A 14,242-nucleotide genomic window follows, 5' to 3' on the forward strand; every position below is an offset into this window, starting at 1 on the left:
GTCGAGGAGAAGTGGCGCTGGGACCTGCTGGCGGAGCGGCTCAGGGAACTCCTCCAGGGCCAGGCGTAGGGCTTCCTCCGGCGAGAGGCGGAGGAACGGCCCGGCAGGCGCGGAGAAGGGCCGGGGCCCCGCCGATGAGCGGGGCCCCGGCCCTCTTCCACGTCTGCTCGGGGCTCAGGCCCGGTAGATCGCCTCGATCTCGTCCGCGAAGTCCTTCGCCACCACGTTCCGCTTCAGCTTCAGGGACGGGGTGATGTGCCCGGCCTCCTCCGTGAACTGGGCCGACAGGACACGGAACTTGCGCACCGACTCGGCCTTGGACACGGCCGCGTTGCCGTCGTCGATCGCCCGCTGCACCTCGGCCAGGAGGTCGGCGTCCTCGCGCAGCGTGGCCGCCGTCGCGCCGGACGGCTTGCCGTGCTCCGCCGCCCAGCGGCCCAGGAACTCCTCGTCCAGGGTCACCAGGGCGCCCACGAAGGGGCGGCCGTCGCCGACGACCATGCACTCGGCGACCAGGGCGTGGGCGCGGATCCGGTCCTCGATGACGGCCGGGGCGACGTTCTTGCCGCCCGCCGTCACCAGGATCTCCTTCTTGCGGCCGGTGATCGCGAGGTAGCCGTCCTCGTCGAGGGTGCCGATGTCCCCGGTGTGGAACCAGCCGTCCGCCAGCGCCTCGGCCGTCGCGGCCTCGTTGTTCCAGTACCGCGAGAAGATGTGCTCACCGTGCAGCAGCACCTCGCCGTCGTCGGCGATCCGCACCACCGAGCCCGGCAGCGGCTGCCCCACCGTGCCGATCTTCGGACGGTCCCACGGGTTGAAGGCGGTCGCCGCGCACGACTCGGTCAGGCCGTAGCCCTCCAGGACCGTGAAGCCGATGCCCCGGAAGAAGTGGCCGAGCCGCTCGCCCAGCGGCGCGCCGCCCGAGATCGCGTACTCGCCGCGGCCGCCGAGCACCGCCCGCAGCTTCGCGTACACCAGCTTGTCGAAGATCCGGTGCTTGAGCCGGAGGCCGAAGGACGGCCCCTGCGGGGTGGCGAGCGCGCGGCTGTAGGCGATGGCCGTGTGCGCGGCCTTGTCGAAGATCTTGCCCTTGCCGTCGGCCTGCGCCTTCGCGCGCGCCGAGTTGTAGACCTTCTCGAAGACGCGCGGCACGCCCAGGATCAGCGTCGGCCGGAAGGAGGCCAGCTCGTCGGTGAGCGTCTTGATGTCCGGCAGGCAGCCCAGCCGGATCGGCGCCATCACCGAGGCGACCTCGATGAGCCGGCCGAAGACGTGCGCGGCCGGGAGGAACAGCAGCACCGAGGACTCGCCGGTGCGGAAGAGGGGTCCCAGCCGCTCCACCACGTTGCCGCACTCGGCGAAGAAGGCCCGGTGGGTCAGGACGCAGCCTTTGGGGCGGCCCGTCGTGCCCGAGGTGTAGACGATCGTCGCCGGGTCGTCCGCGTGCGCCGCCGACATCCGCTCGTCGAGCAGTTCGTCGGAGACGTCCGCGCCCTCGGCGGTGAGCCGCGCGACCGCGCCCGCCTCGATCTGCCGCACGCCCCGCAGCTCCGGCAGGTTCGCCCGTACGGACTCCACGGCGGCCTCGTGCGCCGCGCTCTCCACCAGCGCCAGGGAGGCGCCCGAGTCCCCGAGGATCCACTGGATCTGCTCGGGGGAGCTGGTCTCGTACACCGGTACGGTGACCGCGCCCGCGCTCCAGATCGCGAAGTCGAGCAGCACCCACTCGTAGCGGGTGCGCGAGAGCAGCGCCACCCGGTCGCCCACCCCGACCCCGGCGGCGATCAGGCCCTTGGCGACGCCGCGGACCTCGGCGAGGAACTCCTTGGCGGTGACGTCGGTCCAGACCCCGCCGTCCTTGCGCCCCATCACGGCGACGTCTGGGTGCTGGGAGGCGTTGCGGCGGATGAGATCCGTCAGGTTGCCGTCCGTGGGGACCTCGTACAGGGCCGGAAGGCTGAACTCGCGCAAGACTGCTGCTCCTCATCGGGCGCCGGCGCCACGGCTCTGTGTGATGCACCGGTGTAGTCCAAGGTCGGGCAGGTGCTCAGTGGGGGTGAGCACGACTGGACTGCCCGGACGTTACCCATCAGTACGGGGTTCCCGATAGGGGGTCCTGGCCAGATGTTCCGTGCGTCACACATGCGTGGCGGTGCTCTGCGCACAGTAGTCCACCGGTTTTCCGACTCCCAAGTAACCGCAGGTCCGACGCCCTAAGGTGGTCCCATGCGAGTCCATGTGGTCAGCGACGTGCACGGGAACGCCGGCGACCTCGCCGCGGCGGGGAAGGGCGCCGACGCCCTGATATGTCTGGGCGACCTCGTCCTCTTCCTCGACTACGCCGACCACAGCCGCGGCATCTTCCCCGACCTCTTCGGCGTCGAGAACGCCGACCGGATCGTGGAGCTGCGCACCGCCCGCCGCTTCGACGAGGCCCGTGAGCTGGGCCGCCGCCTCTGGGCCGGGCTCGCCGTCGACCGGGAGGCCGCGATCGAGTCCGCCGTACGGCGGCAGTACGCCGAGCTGTTCGCCGCCTTCCCCACCCCGACCTACGCCACCTACGGCAACGTGGACATCCCCGCCCTCTGGCCCGAGTTCGCCGGGCCCGGCACCACCGTCCTCGACGGGCAGCGGGCCGAGATCGGCGGCCTCGTCTTCGGCTTCGTCGGCGGCGGCCTGCGCACCCCCATGCGCACCCCGTACGAGATCGGGGACGAGGAGTACGCGGCCAAGGTGGAGGCCCTCGGCGAGGTCGACGTGCTCTGCTCCCACATCCCGCCCGAGGTCCCCGAGCTGACCTACGACACCGTCGCCCGCCGCTTCGAGCGCGGCAGCCGCGCCCTGCTCGACGCCATCCACCGGGTCCGGCCCCGCTACGCCCTCTTCGGCCACGTCCACCAGCCGCTGGCCCGGCGCATGCGGATCGGCGCCACCGAGTGCGTCAACGTCGGCCACTTCGCCTCGACCGGACGGCCCTTCGTCCTGGAGTGGTGACCGGCAGGTCACCGGGGCGCGATAGCCTTCCCCTCGAGTTCTCGCCGGACCGCACACTGGAGGAGCCACCGCGATGGCCGAACACACCAGCTCGAGCATCACCATCGAGGCGGCACCGGCCGACGTCATGGGTGTGATCTCCGACTTCGCGCGCTACCCCGAGTGGACCGGCGAGGTGAAGGAGGCCGAGGTCCTCGCGACCGACGCCGCCGGCCGCGCCGAGAAGGTCCGCCTGCTGCTCGACGCCGGGGCCATCAAGGACGACCACACCCTCGCCTACACCTGGACCGGCGACAACGAGGTCAGCTGGACCCTGGTCAAGTCGCAGATGCTGCGCTCCCTGGACGGCTCCTACCTGCTGCGCCCGGTCGGCGGCGACCGCACCGAGGTCACCTACCAGCTGACCGTCGACGTCAAGATCCCCATGCTGGGCATGATCAAGCGCAAGGCCGAGAAGGTCATCATCGACCGCGCGCTGGCGGGCCTGAAGAAGCGCGTCGAGTCCGGCGCCTGAGCGCCCGGCCGCCCCGGGCCCCCGGCCGGGGCGCCACGGCGGCGCGGTAGCGTCGCCCGCATGCGGATCATCCTTGTCACCGGAGCCGGCGGCGCCGGGCGCACCACCGTCGCCGCGGCGACCGCCCTCGCCGCGGCGCACGCCGGACAGCGTGTGCTGCTGGTCTCCGACGACGCGGGCGCCGTCCCCGGCGGCACCGGGCCGCTCACCGTCCTGCGCCCCGATCCCGGCGGCGACTTCCGGCGCGAGTTCCTCGCCCTCCAGGCCCGCTCCGGCACCGCGCTCGACCTGCTCGGCGCCGCGCCCTTCGAGGAGGCCGAGCTCACCGAACTCCCCGGCGCGCGCCCCTTCGCCCTCCTGCGGGCCCTGCGCGAGGCCGCCTCCGGCGGCCACGACCTCGCCGTCGTGGACCTCCCCCCGCTCACCGAGGCCCTCGCCGTCCTCGCCCTGCCCGAGCAGCTCCGCCGCTACCTGCGCCGCCTGCTGCCCCCCGAGCGCCAGGCCGCCCGGGCCCTGCGGCCCATGCTCGCCCAGCTCGCCGGCGTCCCCATGCCCGCGCAGTGGCTGTACGAGACCACCGCCCGCTGGGCCGAGGAGCTCGCCGCCGTCCAGGCCCTGATCGAGGACCCCGGCACCACCGTCCGCCTCGTCCTGGAGCCCGGCCCCGCGGCCGCCCCCGCCCTGCGCTCCGCCCGCCTCGGCCTCGCCCTCCAGGGCCTCGCCCTCGACACCGTGGTCGCCAACCGGATCCTGCCCGCCACCTCCGAGGACCCCTGGCTCGCCGCCCTCGCCGCCGAGCAGCACCGGCACCTGGAGACCCTCCGTACCGGCGCGGGCGGCCTGCTGCGCGAGCTGCCGCACCTCGGCCGCGACCCGCGCGGCCCGGAGGACCTCGTCCTGCTCGCTCCCGCCCCCGCGGACGCCGGCCCGGCCGCGCCCGCCGTGCCCCGGGTGGAGGACCGGCGCGCGCAGGACGGCGTCCTCGTCTGGCACCTGCCGCTCCCCGGCGCCGTCAAGGAGGAGCTCTCCCTCGTCCGCCGCGGCGACGAACTGCTCCTCGCGGCCGGCCCCTTCCGCCGGGCCCTGTCCCTGCCGGGCGCCCTGCGCCGCTGCGCCGTCACCGGCGCCGGCCTGGTCGACGGGGAGCTGAGGGTCCGGTTCGCGCCGGATCCGGGACTGTGGCCCGCCGGCTCCTGAAGCCCCTGCTCCGGCCCCCGCCGGGCGTGTACCGTCGAAGTACCAGCCACTGAGGAGTACGCCATGAGCGATCCGGACGCCTGGGCCAAGGCGTGCGCCGAGGACCTGGAGGCGGAGAGGGCCCGGCGCCGGGCCGAGCGCGGCCCCGAGCCGAGTTCCGCCGCCGAGGAGTTCCGCAAGCTGTTCGAGGCCGTCGCCGACAAGGTCTCCGGCGGCATCGCCGCCCCGCTGCTCGGCGGCCAGGCGGCCCGGACCGTCAAGGACCTCGTCGACCAGGCGCGCAGCGCCGTCGAGCCGGTCATCGAGCGCAACCCGCAGGTCTTCGACCACCTCGCCGCCGCCGGGAACGAACTGCTCGCCGCCTACCGCTCGGCCGTCGGCGGCCACGAGGCCCGCTGGACCCGCGACGAGCCCGCGCCGGACCCCCGCCACCCCGGCGCGGACCCGGCGGACGCCGGCACCGGGGAGCCCCGCGCGGACGGGCCGCCCGGGGACGAGCCGCGCAAGGACGACGAAGGCCCCGGAACGGGCCGCCGCATCGACCTGGACTGACCGGGGCGCGCCCTGCCCTCGGGTACGGTGGGCCCTAGCGGGGCTCGACCGAAAACTGAGGGACACATGGGACTCACCATCGGCGTCGACATCGGCGGCACGAAGATCGCGGCCGGCGTGGTCGACGAGGAGGGCAACATCCTCGACACCCACACGGTGCCCACCCCGCCGACCCCCGAAGGCATCGTCGACGCGATCTGCGCGGCGGTCTCCGAGGCCGGCAAGGGCCACCAGATCGAGGCCGTCGGCATCGGTGCCGCCGGATACGTCGACGACAAGCGCGCCACCGTCCTCTTCGCGCCGAACATCGACTGGCGGCACGAGCCGCTGAAGGACAAGGTCGAGCAGCGGGTCGGTCTGCCGGTCGTCGTCGAGAACGACGCCAACGCGGCCGCCTGGGGCGAGTACCGGTTCGGCGCGGGCCAGGGCCACGAGGACGTCATCTGCATCACCCTCGGCACCGGCCTCGGCGGCGGCATCATCATCGGCAACAAGCTGCGCCGCGGACGCTTCGGCGTGGCCGCCGAGTTCGGCCACGTCCGGGTCGTCCCCGACGGCCTGCTGTGCGGCTGCGGCAGCCAGGGCTGCTGGGAGCAGTACGCCTCCGGCCGCGCCCTCGTCCGGTACGCCCGGCAGCGCGCCGCCGCCACCCCCGAGAACGCCCAGCTGCTGCTGGGACTCGGGGACGGCACCCCCGAGGGCATCCAGGGCCGGCACGTCAGCGAGGCCGCCCGCGCCGGTGACAAGGTCGCGGTCGACTCCTTCCGCGAGCTGGCCCGGTGGGCGGGCGCCGGTCTCGCCGACCTGGCCTCGCTGTTCGACCCCTCGGCGTTCATCGTCGGCGGCGGCGTCTCCGACGAGGGCGAGCTCGTGCTCGACCCGATCCGCAAGTCGTTCCGGCGCTGGCTGATCGGCGGCCAGTGGCGCCCGCACGCGCAGGTCCTCGCGGCCCAGCTCGGCAACAAGGCCGGTCTGGTCGGCGCGGCCGACCTCGCCCGCCAGGGCTGAACCGCCGGTCTCCCGCACGGCCTTGCCGGTGCCCGTCGTGCCCTCCGGGGCGCGGCGGGCACCGCGCTTAATCTGGGCGCATGGTGACGACCGACGCGACCGGCGAGCTGCCCGACTCCCGTACCGAGAGCGACGGTTCGGCCGTCGTCCGGGTCCTCGGCTACAACATCCGCTCGATGCGCGACGACGAGGACGCCCTCGCCCGGGTCATCCGGGCCTGCGCCCCCGACGTGGTCCTGGTCCAGGAGGCGCCGCGCTTCTTCCGCTGGCGCAAGCACGCGGCCCGGCTCGCCGCCAAGAGCGACCTCGTCGTCCTCGGCGGCGGCGCCACCGCCGCGGGACCGCTGCTGCTCTGCTCGCTGCGGGCCACCGTCGAACGGACCGAGGACGTGCTGCTGCCGCTGACCCCCGGACTCCACCGGCGGGGCCTGGCCACCGCGGTCGTCCGCTTCGGCCGGGCCAGGCTGGGGCTCGTCAGCTGCCATCTGAGCCTGCGGGCGGACGAGCGGTACGCCCAGGCCGGGATGGTCCTCGACCGGGTGGCCGCGCTCGGCACCCCGTACACGATCGTCGGCGGCGACCTCAACGAGCGGCCCGGCGGGCCAGCCTTCACCCGGCTGACGGCCGAGCTGCGGGACGGCTGGGCGGTACGGCCCTGGGGCGGGGAGCACACCTCGACGGCCGCCGATCCGCACCAGCGCATCGACGCGATCCTGGCGACCCCGGGCGTCGAGTTCCTCGGCTGCGGGGTCCCGCCGGGCCTGGACCCCGCGGACCTGCGGGCCGCCACCGACCACCTGCCGGTGCTCGCGGCGGTCCGTCTCCCCGCGGGCGAGTGACCCGCGGGGCGGACGCCCGGGGCCGGGGGACCGGCCCCCGGCTCAGACCACGGCGCCGCGGCCCGGGTCGCCGAAGCCGTCGTCGTCCTCGTCGTCGTGCTTCATCCGCGCCACCAGGGTGACGAAACCGCCGAGGAAGCCGCCGACGCACAGCGTCGTCAGCCACCAGGTCATGTCCCACCGGAGCAGCACGGCCAGCAGCATGAGGACCGGGCCGCCGACGACACCGAGCCAGGCGAACTTGGTGGTGGCGTCCGCCTCCGGCAGCGGGGGCGGCTCCGGCGGTACGAAGTGGCCCTCGTCGTCGGACGGGGCCGGCGTGTAGTCACGGGGGCCGCTCGGTCCGACCCCGGGGGCGAAGACCACCGAGCTGCCCAGCGCCGGCCGGTCCGCGCCGGGGGCGTCCCCGTCCTCCTTCTCCGCCTCCGCGCCGGCGTCACCCGCGGACCCGGCTCCCGCGCCGGGCGCCTTCGGGTCCGGCACCGGGTTGACCTCCGCCACGGCCTTCGGGTCACCCAGGGACTTGGGGTCCTTCACCGGCTTGGCCCCGGCCCCCGGCCGTGACTCGCCGCCCGTCTCCGGTTCGGGCTCCGGCAGGGCCAGGTTCTGGACCGGCCGGAACGGCCTCGCCTCCGGAGGGTCCGCGGGCTCCTCGCCGTACGCGGCGACGATCGCGGCCCACGCCGCCTCCTCGTCGATGGGCTGCGGTTCCCGCTCTCCGCCGTCCTGCTGATCAGCCACCGCTCCTGCTTCCCTTCCCGCCGACGAGTCCCGGGGCGAGACGCTCGACGAAGGCCAGGCTCTCGTCGAAGATCCGCTCCGCGTCATGGTCCAACGTCGCGACGTGGTAGCTCTGTTCCAGCAGGACCTCCCGGACGTCCGTGGAGGAGATCCGGCCGAGGATCCGCGCCGAGTCGGCCGCCGGGACCACATGGTCCTCGGGGCTGTGCAGCAGCAGCACCGGCTGCGTGACCTGCGGAAGCTCGGCGTCGACCGTACGGAAGAACTGGCGCAGCGAGTACGCGGCGTGCAGCGGCACCCGGTCGTAGCCGATTTCCCGCACACCGGACTTCGCGATGTCGCTGGCGATCCCGTTCGCCGAGGGGACCAGGTGCCGGACCACCGGCAGCGCGTGCGCGGCCACGCCGTGCACCTTGTTGCCCGGGTTCACCAGGACCAGGCCCCGTACCGCGTCCCCGTGCTTCGCGGCGAGCCGCAGGGACAGCGCCCCGCCCATCGACAGGCCGAAGACGAACACGGTGGCGCACCGCTCCCGCAGCTCGCGCAGGGCCCGGTCCACCTCCGCGTACCAGTCGTGCCAGGTGGTGAGCTGCATGTCCTGCCAGCGGGTGCCGTGACCCGGCAGCAGCGGGAGCGACACGGTCAGTCCGCGCTCGGCCAGGAACTCGGCCCACGGGCGCAGCGACTGGGGGGAACCGGTGAATCCGTGACAGAGAAGGACGCCGACCTCTCCGCCCTCGTGGCGGTACGGCTCGGCTCCAGGAAGGACCGGCACCGGGGTCTCCTGTTCGGTTTCGACTTCGGGGGCGCCGAAGCGGCGGGTACATGGGGAAGGACCTTCACGGTACGCGACCGGGCCGACACCGACCAGGGCCGTAGCGGGGGCCGTACGCCGGTACGGGATAAAGTCGTGACGACGGCACACGGAAGGCATGGCGAGTTGATCTACGGCGCAATGAAGTTCTCCCTCGGGGGCTCCCTGAAGCTCGCCTTCCGGCCCTGGGTGGAGGGTCTGGAGAACATCCCCGCCGAGGGTCCCGCGATCCTGGCGAGCAACCACCTGTCGTTCTCCGACTCCTTCTTCCTGCCCGCCGTGCTCGACCGCAAGGTCACCTTCATCGCCAAGGCCGAGTACTTCACCACCCCGGGCGTGAAGGGCAAGCTCACCGCCGCCTTCTTCAAGGGCGTCGGCCAGCTCCCCGTCGACCGCTCGGGGGCGCGCGGCGCGGGCGAGGCGGCCATCAAGGCCGGCATCGAGGTCATCGAGAAGGGCGGTCTCTTCGGGATCTACCCGGAGGGCACCCGCTCGCCCGACGGCCGGCTCTACCGGGGCAAGCCCGGCGGTCTCGCCCGGGTGGCGCTGGCCACCGGCGCGCCCGTCATCCCGGTCGCGATGATCGACACCGAGAAGATCCAGCCGCCCGGCAAGATCGTCCCCAAGCTGATGCGCCCCGGCATCCGGATCGGCAAGCCGCTCGACTTCAGCCGCTACCACGGCATGGACGGCGACCGCTTCATCCTGCGCTCGGTGACCGACGAGGTCATGTACGAGATCATGAAGCTCTCCGGTCAGGAGTACGTCGACATCTACGCGACCGCCGCCAAGCGGCAGATCGCCGAGGCCGAGAAGGCCGCCAAGGAGGCCGTGAAGGCCGAGATCGCGGCCCGGGAAGAGTCCGGCGCCTGACCCTCCCCTCGGGAGGCGGGCACCGGTGGGGGTGGGGGAGATGGCCGTACGCGAACGTGTCGTGCGCATGTCGGTCGAGCAGCCGCTGTGGCGCGCGCTGACCGGCTACCGCGTCATGACCCTGCTCTACGCGGTCCTCGTCTTCGCCGCCGGCCGCGACCGGTACGAGCGGCCCGCGATCGCCGTCGCCTATCTGGCGGTGCTCGCCGTCTGGACCCTCGCCACCCTGCCCAAGGTGGCGAACGCGGCCAGCTGCACCACCCGCTTCCTCGTCGCCGACCTCACCCTCGCCCTCACCGGCATCCTCCTCACCCCCCTCGCCGACGCCCACGCCCAGTCCGTCGACGGCCCCACCCTGCCGACGATATGGACGGCGGGCTCCGTCCTCGCCTACGCGATCAAGGGCGGCTGGCGCTGGGCCGGAGTCGCCTCCTCCCTCGTCGCCGTCGCCAACATCATCGAGCGCGGCCACCCCACCCGGGACACCGTCCACAACGTCATCCTGGTCTGGGTGGCCTCCATCGCCATCGGCTACGTCGTGGAGGTCGCCCGCGCCTCCGAGCGCACCCTCGCCCGCGCCCTGGAGATCGAGGCCGCCACCCGCGAACGCGAACGGCTCGCCCGGGACATCCACGACAGCGTCCTGCAGGTCCTCGCCATGGTCCAGCGGCGCGGCACCGCCCTCGGCGGCGAGGCCGCCGAGCTCGGCCGGATGGCCGGGGAGCAGGAGGTCGCCCTGCGGACCCTCGTCGCCGGCGGCCTCACCCGGCCCAGCCACGTCTCCGAGGACGCCTCCGAGGGTGCCGTGGTCCGCGCCGTCGAGACCGGCGACGAACCCGGCGACACCGCGGGCCCCGTCGACCTGCGCGCCCTGCTCGCCCCGCGCGCCGGGGCCCGCGTCACCCTCTCCGACCCGGGAGCGCCGGTCCTGCTGCCCCCGCCCGCCGCCCGCGAACTGGCCGCCGCCGTCGGCGCCGCACTGGACAACGTCCGGGTCCACGCGGGCGAGGACGCCCGCGCCTGGATCCTGGTCGAGGACTGGCCGGACGAGGTGATCGTCACCGTACGGGACGACGGCCCCGGCATCCCCGAGGGCCGCCTCGCGCAGGCCGAGGGGGAGGGCCGGATGGGCGTCGCCCTCTCCATCCGGGGGAGACTGCGGGATCTGGGCGGCACGGCCGAACTGATCTCGGTCCCCGGCCAGGGCACGGAAGTCGAGTTGAAGGTCCCGCGGCCCCCGCGGGACGCACGGGGGAAGGCAGGAGAGAAGTGAGCGAGACCCCGGCCGGACGGCCGATCAAGGTGATGGTGGTCGACGACCACCCGATGTGGCGCGACGCGGTCGCCCGCGACCTGGCGGAGGCGGACTTCGACGTGGCCGCCACGGCCGGCGACGGCGAACAGGCCGTCCGCCGCGCCCTGGCCGTCGCACCCGACGTCCTCGTCCTCGACCTGAACCTGCCCGTCAAGCCGGGCGTCCAGGTCTGCAAGGAACTCGTCGGCGCCCTGCCCGGCCTGCGGGTCCTGGTCCTGTCGGCGAGCGGCGAGCACGCCGACGTCCTGGAGGCGGTCAAGTCCGGCGCCACCGGCTACCTCCTCAAGTCGGCGAGCACCGAGGAGCTCATCGACGCCGTCCGCCGCACCGCCGCCGGCGACCCCGTCTTCACCCCGGGCCTGGCCGGACTGGTCCTCGGCGAGTACCGGCGCCTGGCCGCCGAGCCCGCCCCGGCCCCCGGCACCGCCGAACCCGACGCCCCCCGCCTCACCGAGCGGGAGACCGAGGTCCTCCGCCTCGTCGCCAAGGGCCTCAGCTACAAGCAGATCGCCGAGCGCCTGGTCATCTCGCACCGCACCGTGCAGAACCACGTCCAGAACACCCTCGGCAAGCTCCAGCTGCACAACCGGGTCGAGCTGGTCCGGTACGCGATCGAGCGCGGCCTCGACGACGCCTGACCCCGCCCCGCGCGCCGGGCGCGCCCCGGTGCCGGGCCGTATATTCACGGACGTACGGCCCGACACCGAACGGAACGGCACGGAGGGGACGCTCGTGGAGATCCTGGCCTTCGGCGTGCAGGCGGACGAGAGGCCCCTCATCGAGGAGGCCTTCGCCGGAGACCACGACGTCCGCTGCCTCGACGTCTTCCTCAACGAGGACACCGCCCCCATCGCCGCCGGCTACGAGATCGTCTCCACCAGCGTCAACGCGGTCCTGGACCACCGGGTCCTGCAGACCCTCGCCGCCGGCGGCACCCAGCTCATCGCCCAGCGCTCCACCGGCTTCAACAACATCGACCTGGACGTGGCCGAGCGCCTCGGCCTCACCGTCGCCCGGGTCTCGCACTACTCGCCGTACTCCGTGGCCGAGTTCGCCTGGACCCTCGCCATGGCCGTCAACCGGCGGATCGTCCGCGCCTCCAACCGCACCCGCGACTTCGACTTCCGGCTCGACGGGCTCATGGGCCGCGACCTGCGCGGCCGTACGGCCGGCGTCCTCGGCACCGGCAGGATCGGCGAGGCGTTCACCCGGATCGCCCACGGATTCGGCATGGAACTCCTCGGCTGGGACGTCACCGAGAACCCGGCCTGCCTCGACCTCGGCATGCGGTACGTCGACAAGGACCGGCTCCTCGCCGAGGCCGACCTCGTCAGCCTCCACGTCCCGCTGATGCCCGCCACCCACCACCTGCTGGACGCCACCGCCCTCCAGGCCATGAAGGACGACGCCATCCTGGTGAACTCCAGCCGCGGCGGACTCATCGACACGGAGGCCCTCGTCACCGAACTCCGCGCCGGTCGCTTCACCGGGGTCGGCCTGGACGTGTACGAGGCGGAGGCGGGTCTCTTCTTCCTCGACAAGTCCCTGGAGGTCGTCGAGGACGACACCCTGGCCCGCCTGGTCACCTTCCCCAACGTGGTGGTCACCTCCCACCAGGCCTACTACACCCGCGACGCCGTCGGCCAGATCGTCCAGGCCACCCTCCGCAACGTCCTCGACCACCTCGCGGGGCGGCGCGGCGAGAACGTCCTCGTCCCCAGGGCGGCGGGCTGAGGGCCGGCGGCGGGAGACCGCCGCCGAGGAGCCGGCCCGCCGGAGCGGGCCGGCCCACGGAGCAGGGAACCGGCCGTCAGACCAGGACCCCCGCCAGCAGGGCGGCCGTCAGGGCCGCGCCCTCCGTCGTGAGGACCGACTCCGGGTGGAACTGGACGCCCGCGAAGCCCGGCCCGCGCAGCGCGTGCACCTCCCCGGTCGCCGCGTCCCGGCTCACCTCGATCCGGTGCAGCGCCAGCTCGGTGGCCGCCCGGTCGTCGCAGCGGGCGGTGAAACTGTTGTAGAAGCCGACCGTCCGCTCCTGCCCGAACAGGTCGATCCGCAGCTGCGCGCCCTGGAACGGCACCCGCTTGCGGACGATCTCCAGGCCCAGCTCCGCCGCGATCAGCTCATGGCCCAGGCACACCCCGAGCAGTCCGTGCCGGTGTCCGCGCAGCAGCTCCGCCGTCAGCCCGCGCAGGAACCGCATCTTCGGGTCGGCCGCGTCCGAGGGGTTCCCCGGGCCCGGGCCCAGCACCACGAGCCCCTCGTGGCCCAGTGCCAGTTCGCGCAGCCCCGGCTCGTCGTAGCGGAGCACCGACACCTCCAGGCCCGAGGAGCGCAGCACGTGCGCCAGCATCGCCGTGAACGTGTCCTCCGCGTCGATCACCAGCGCGTGCCCGGACAGTTCCGCCGACCGGGTCTGCATCTTCAGCCAGAACGGGGCCAGGTCCGCCCGCCGCGCGTCCAGGGCCGCCCGGACCCGCGGGTCGTCGGCCAGCCGGGGAGCCGTGAGCGGTGCCTCGTCCCGGGACCGCCCCTCCCGCACCCCGAGCGCCGTCAGCACCCCCGCCGCCTTCGCGTGGGTCTCGGCGACCTCGCCCGCCGGGTCGGAGCCGCGGACCAGGGTGGCGCCCACCGGGACCCGCAGCCGCCCGTCCGCCGCGATGTCGGCGGTCCGGATGAGGATGGGGGAGTCGAGCGTCTGCGCCCCGCTCGCGTCCGTACCGAGCAGGGCCAGCGCCCCCGCGTAGTAGCCGCGGGCCACCCCGTCCGGCCCCACGGCTTCGTGCCGCTCGATCACCCGGCAGGCGTTCTGCACGGGGGAGCCGGTGACCGTGGCGGCGAACATGGTCTCCCGCAGCACCTCCCGCACGTCCAGCGAGGACCGGCCCCGCAGCTCGTACTCGGTGTGCGCGAGATGGGCCATCTCCTTCAGCCGGGGCCCGATCACCACCCCGCCCCGGTCCCCGACCGTGCACATCATCTTCAGCTCCTCGTCCACCACCATGGAGAGCTCCTCCGTCTCCTTGCGGTCGGCGAGGAACTCCAGCAGGTCCTCGGCGGTCGGCGCGGCCCCCGCCGGGTACCGGTACGTGCCGCTGATCGGGTTCATGACGACCGTGCCGCCCGCCATGCGCACATGCGCCTCGGGGCTCGCCCCGACCAGCGTCCGCTCCCCGGTGTGCACGACGAAGGTCCAGTACGCGCCCCGCTCGCCCACCAGCAGCCGCCGGAACAGGGCCAGCGCGTCGGCCCGCCCGAAGCCGGGGATCTCCCCGGTGAAGGTCCGCCGGATCACGAAGTTCGCGCCCTCGCCGGCGCCGATCTCCTCGTCGATCACCCGCCGCACCGTCTGCGCGTACTCCTCGTCGGAGACGTCGAACCCGCCGTCCACGACG

Annotated in this window: 14 protein-coding genes; 10 read left to right on the top strand and 4 right to left on the bottom strand. The window is 73.9% G+C overall.

Annotation, left to right across the window (positions count from 1 at the left end):
* Positions 1 to 174: 174 nt before the first annotated feature.
* A complete protein-coding gene (locus RIF68_RS09740) occupies positions 175 to 1,971 on the bottom strand; it encodes an AMP-dependent synthetase/ligase (RefSeq protein WP_309050753.1) in 1,797 nt (598 codons plus the stop codon).
* A gap of 267 nt (positions 1,972 to 2,238) precedes the next feature.
* Here RIF68_RS09740 and RIF68_RS09745 point away from each other — a divergent pair, with 267 nt between their 5' ends.
* The 6 genes from RIF68_RS09745 to RIF68_RS09770 all read left to right on the top strand — a co-directional run bounded on the left by RIF68_RS09745 (position 2,239) and on the right by RIF68_RS09770 (position 7,104).
* Positions 2,239 to 2,994 carry a metallophosphoesterase gene (locus tag RIF68_RS09745; protein WP_309050763.1) on the top strand — a complete coding sequence of 252 codons (756 nt, stop codon included), beginning with the start codon at positions 2,239 to 2,241 and terminating at the stop codon, positions 2,992 to 2,994.
* 73 nt (positions 2,995 to 3,067) lie between these two features.
* On the top strand, positions 3,068 to 3,508 hold the full coding sequence (locus RIF68_RS09750; RefSeq protein WP_309050754.1) for an SRPBCC family protein: 441 nt from the start codon (positions 3,068 to 3,070) through the stop codon (positions 3,506 to 3,508).
* 60 nt (positions 3,509 to 3,568) lie between these two features.
* Entirely contained in the window at positions 3,569 to 4,705 is a 1,137-nt protein-coding gene (locus tag RIF68_RS09755; RefSeq protein WP_309050755.1) for an ArsA-related P-loop ATPase, read from the top strand.
* A gap of 63 nt (positions 4,706 to 4,768) precedes the next feature.
* A complete protein-coding gene (locus tag RIF68_RS09760; protein WP_309050756.1) occupies positions 4,769 to 5,257 on the top strand; it encodes a DUF5304 domain-containing protein in 489 nt (162 codons plus the stop codon).
* Positions 5,258 to 5,323: 66 nt separating this feature from the next.
* Complete coding sequence (locus RIF68_RS09765) at positions 5,324 to 6,265, top strand: ROK family glucokinase (protein ID WP_309050757.1); 942 nt, start codon at positions 5,324 to 5,326, stop codon at positions 6,263 to 6,265.
* An 80-nt stretch (positions 6,266 to 6,345) separates the two neighbouring features.
* The gene (locus RIF68_RS09770) at positions 6,346 to 7,104 is read left to right on the top strand and encodes an endonuclease/exonuclease/phosphatase family protein (protein ID WP_309050758.1); all 759 of its coding nucleotides are present in this window, start codon (positions 6,346 to 6,348) and stop codon (positions 7,102 to 7,104) included.
* 42 nt (positions 7,105 to 7,146) lie between these two features.
* On the opposite strand, the gene RIF68_RS09775 is transcribed toward RIF68_RS09770, so the two are convergent.
* Both RIF68_RS09775 and RIF68_RS09780 read right to left on the bottom strand, forming a co-directional pair.
* Complete coding sequence (locus tag RIF68_RS09775) at positions 7,147 to 7,845, bottom strand: hypothetical protein (RefSeq protein WP_309050759.1); 699 nt, start codon at positions 7,843 to 7,845, stop codon at positions 7,147 to 7,149.
* Positions 7,838 to 8,620: an alpha/beta fold hydrolase gene (locus RIF68_RS09780; protein WP_309050760.1), complete on the bottom strand. Its 783-nt coding sequence runs from the start codon at positions 8,618 to 8,620 to the stop codon at positions 7,838 to 7,840. The genes RIF68_RS09775 and RIF68_RS09780 overlap by 8 nt, the downstream gene beginning before the upstream one ends.
* A 180-nt stretch (positions 8,621 to 8,800) precedes the next feature.
* Between RIF68_RS09780 and RIF68_RS09785 the strand changes: the two genes are divergently transcribed.
* The 4 genes from RIF68_RS09785 to RIF68_RS09800 all read left to right on the top strand — a co-directional run bounded on the left by RIF68_RS09785 (position 8,801) and on the right by RIF68_RS09800 (position 12,581).
* Positions 8,801 to 9,532, top strand: coding sequence for a lysophospholipid acyltransferase family protein (locus RIF68_RS09785; protein ID WP_309050764.1), 732 nt, complete (start codon positions 8,801 to 8,803; stop codon positions 9,530 to 9,532).
* A 40-nt stretch (positions 9,533 to 9,572) separates the two neighbouring features.
* A complete protein-coding gene (macS, locus tag RIF68_RS09790; RefSeq protein WP_309050761.1) occupies positions 9,573 to 10,805 on the top strand; it encodes a MacS family sensor histidine kinase in 1,233 nt (410 codons plus the stop codon).
* A gap of 32 nt (positions 10,806 to 10,837) precedes the next feature.
* Positions 10,838 to 11,485 carry a response regulator transcription factor gene (locus tag RIF68_RS09795; RefSeq protein WP_309050765.1) on the top strand — a complete coding sequence of 216 codons (648 nt, stop codon included), beginning with the start codon at positions 10,838 to 10,840 and terminating at the stop codon, positions 11,483 to 11,485.
* A 94-nt stretch (positions 11,486 to 11,579) separates the two neighbouring features.
* Positions 11,580 to 12,581 carry a 2-hydroxyacid dehydrogenase gene (locus RIF68_RS09800; protein WP_309050766.1) on the top strand — a complete coding sequence of 334 codons (1,002 nt, stop codon included), beginning with the start codon at positions 11,580 to 11,582 and terminating at the stop codon, positions 12,579 to 12,581.
* A gap of 76 nt (positions 12,582 to 12,657) precedes the next feature.
* Here the strand turns inward: RIF68_RS09800 and RIF68_RS09805 are convergent.
* The coding region (locus RIF68_RS09805) for an anthranilate synthase family protein (RefSeq protein ID WP_309050762.1) at positions 12,658 to 14,242 on the bottom strand (1,585 nt) is incomplete at its 5' end.

The sequence above is a fragment of the Streptomyces sp. genome (genome assembly GCF_031178505.1).
GTDB lineage: Bacteria > Actinomycetota > Actinomycetes > Streptomycetales > Streptomycetaceae > Streptomyces > Streptomyces gulbargensis.

What these genes read in the sequence shown, in the direction of transcription:
- RIF68_RS09750 (WP_309050754.1), top strand. Translation starts at nt 3,068, where the DNA reads ATGGCCGAACACACCAGCTCGAGCATCACCATCGAGGCGGCACCGGCC.
- RIF68_RS09755 (WP_309050755.1), top strand. Translation starts at nt 3,569, where the DNA reads ATGCGGATCATCCTTGTCACCGGAGCCGGCGGCGCCGGGCGCACCACC.
- RIF68_RS09760 (WP_309050756.1), top strand. Translation starts at nt 4,769, where the DNA reads ATGAGCGATCCGGACGCCTGGGCCAAGGCGTGCGCCGAGGACCTGGAG.
- RIF68_RS09765 (WP_309050757.1), top strand. Translation starts at nt 5,324, where the DNA reads ATGGGACTCACCATCGGCGTCGACATCGGCGGCACGAAGATCGCGGCC.
- RIF68_RS09770 (WP_309050758.1), top strand. Translation starts at nt 6,346, where the DNA reads ATGGTGACGACCGACGCGACCGGCGAGCTGCCCGACTCCCGTACCGAG.
- RIF68_RS09785 (WP_309050764.1), top strand. Translation starts at nt 8,801, where the DNA reads ATGAAGTTCTCCCTCGGGGGCTCCCTGAAGCTCGCCTTCCGGCCCTGG.
- macS (WP_309050761.1), top strand. Translation starts at nt 9,573, where the DNA reads ATGGCCGTACGCGAACGTGTCGTGCGCATGTCGGTCGAGCAGCCGCTG.
- RIF68_RS09795 (WP_309050765.1), top strand. Translation starts at nt 10,838, where the DNA reads ATGGTGGTCGACGACCACCCGATGTGGCGCGACGCGGTCGCCCGCGAC.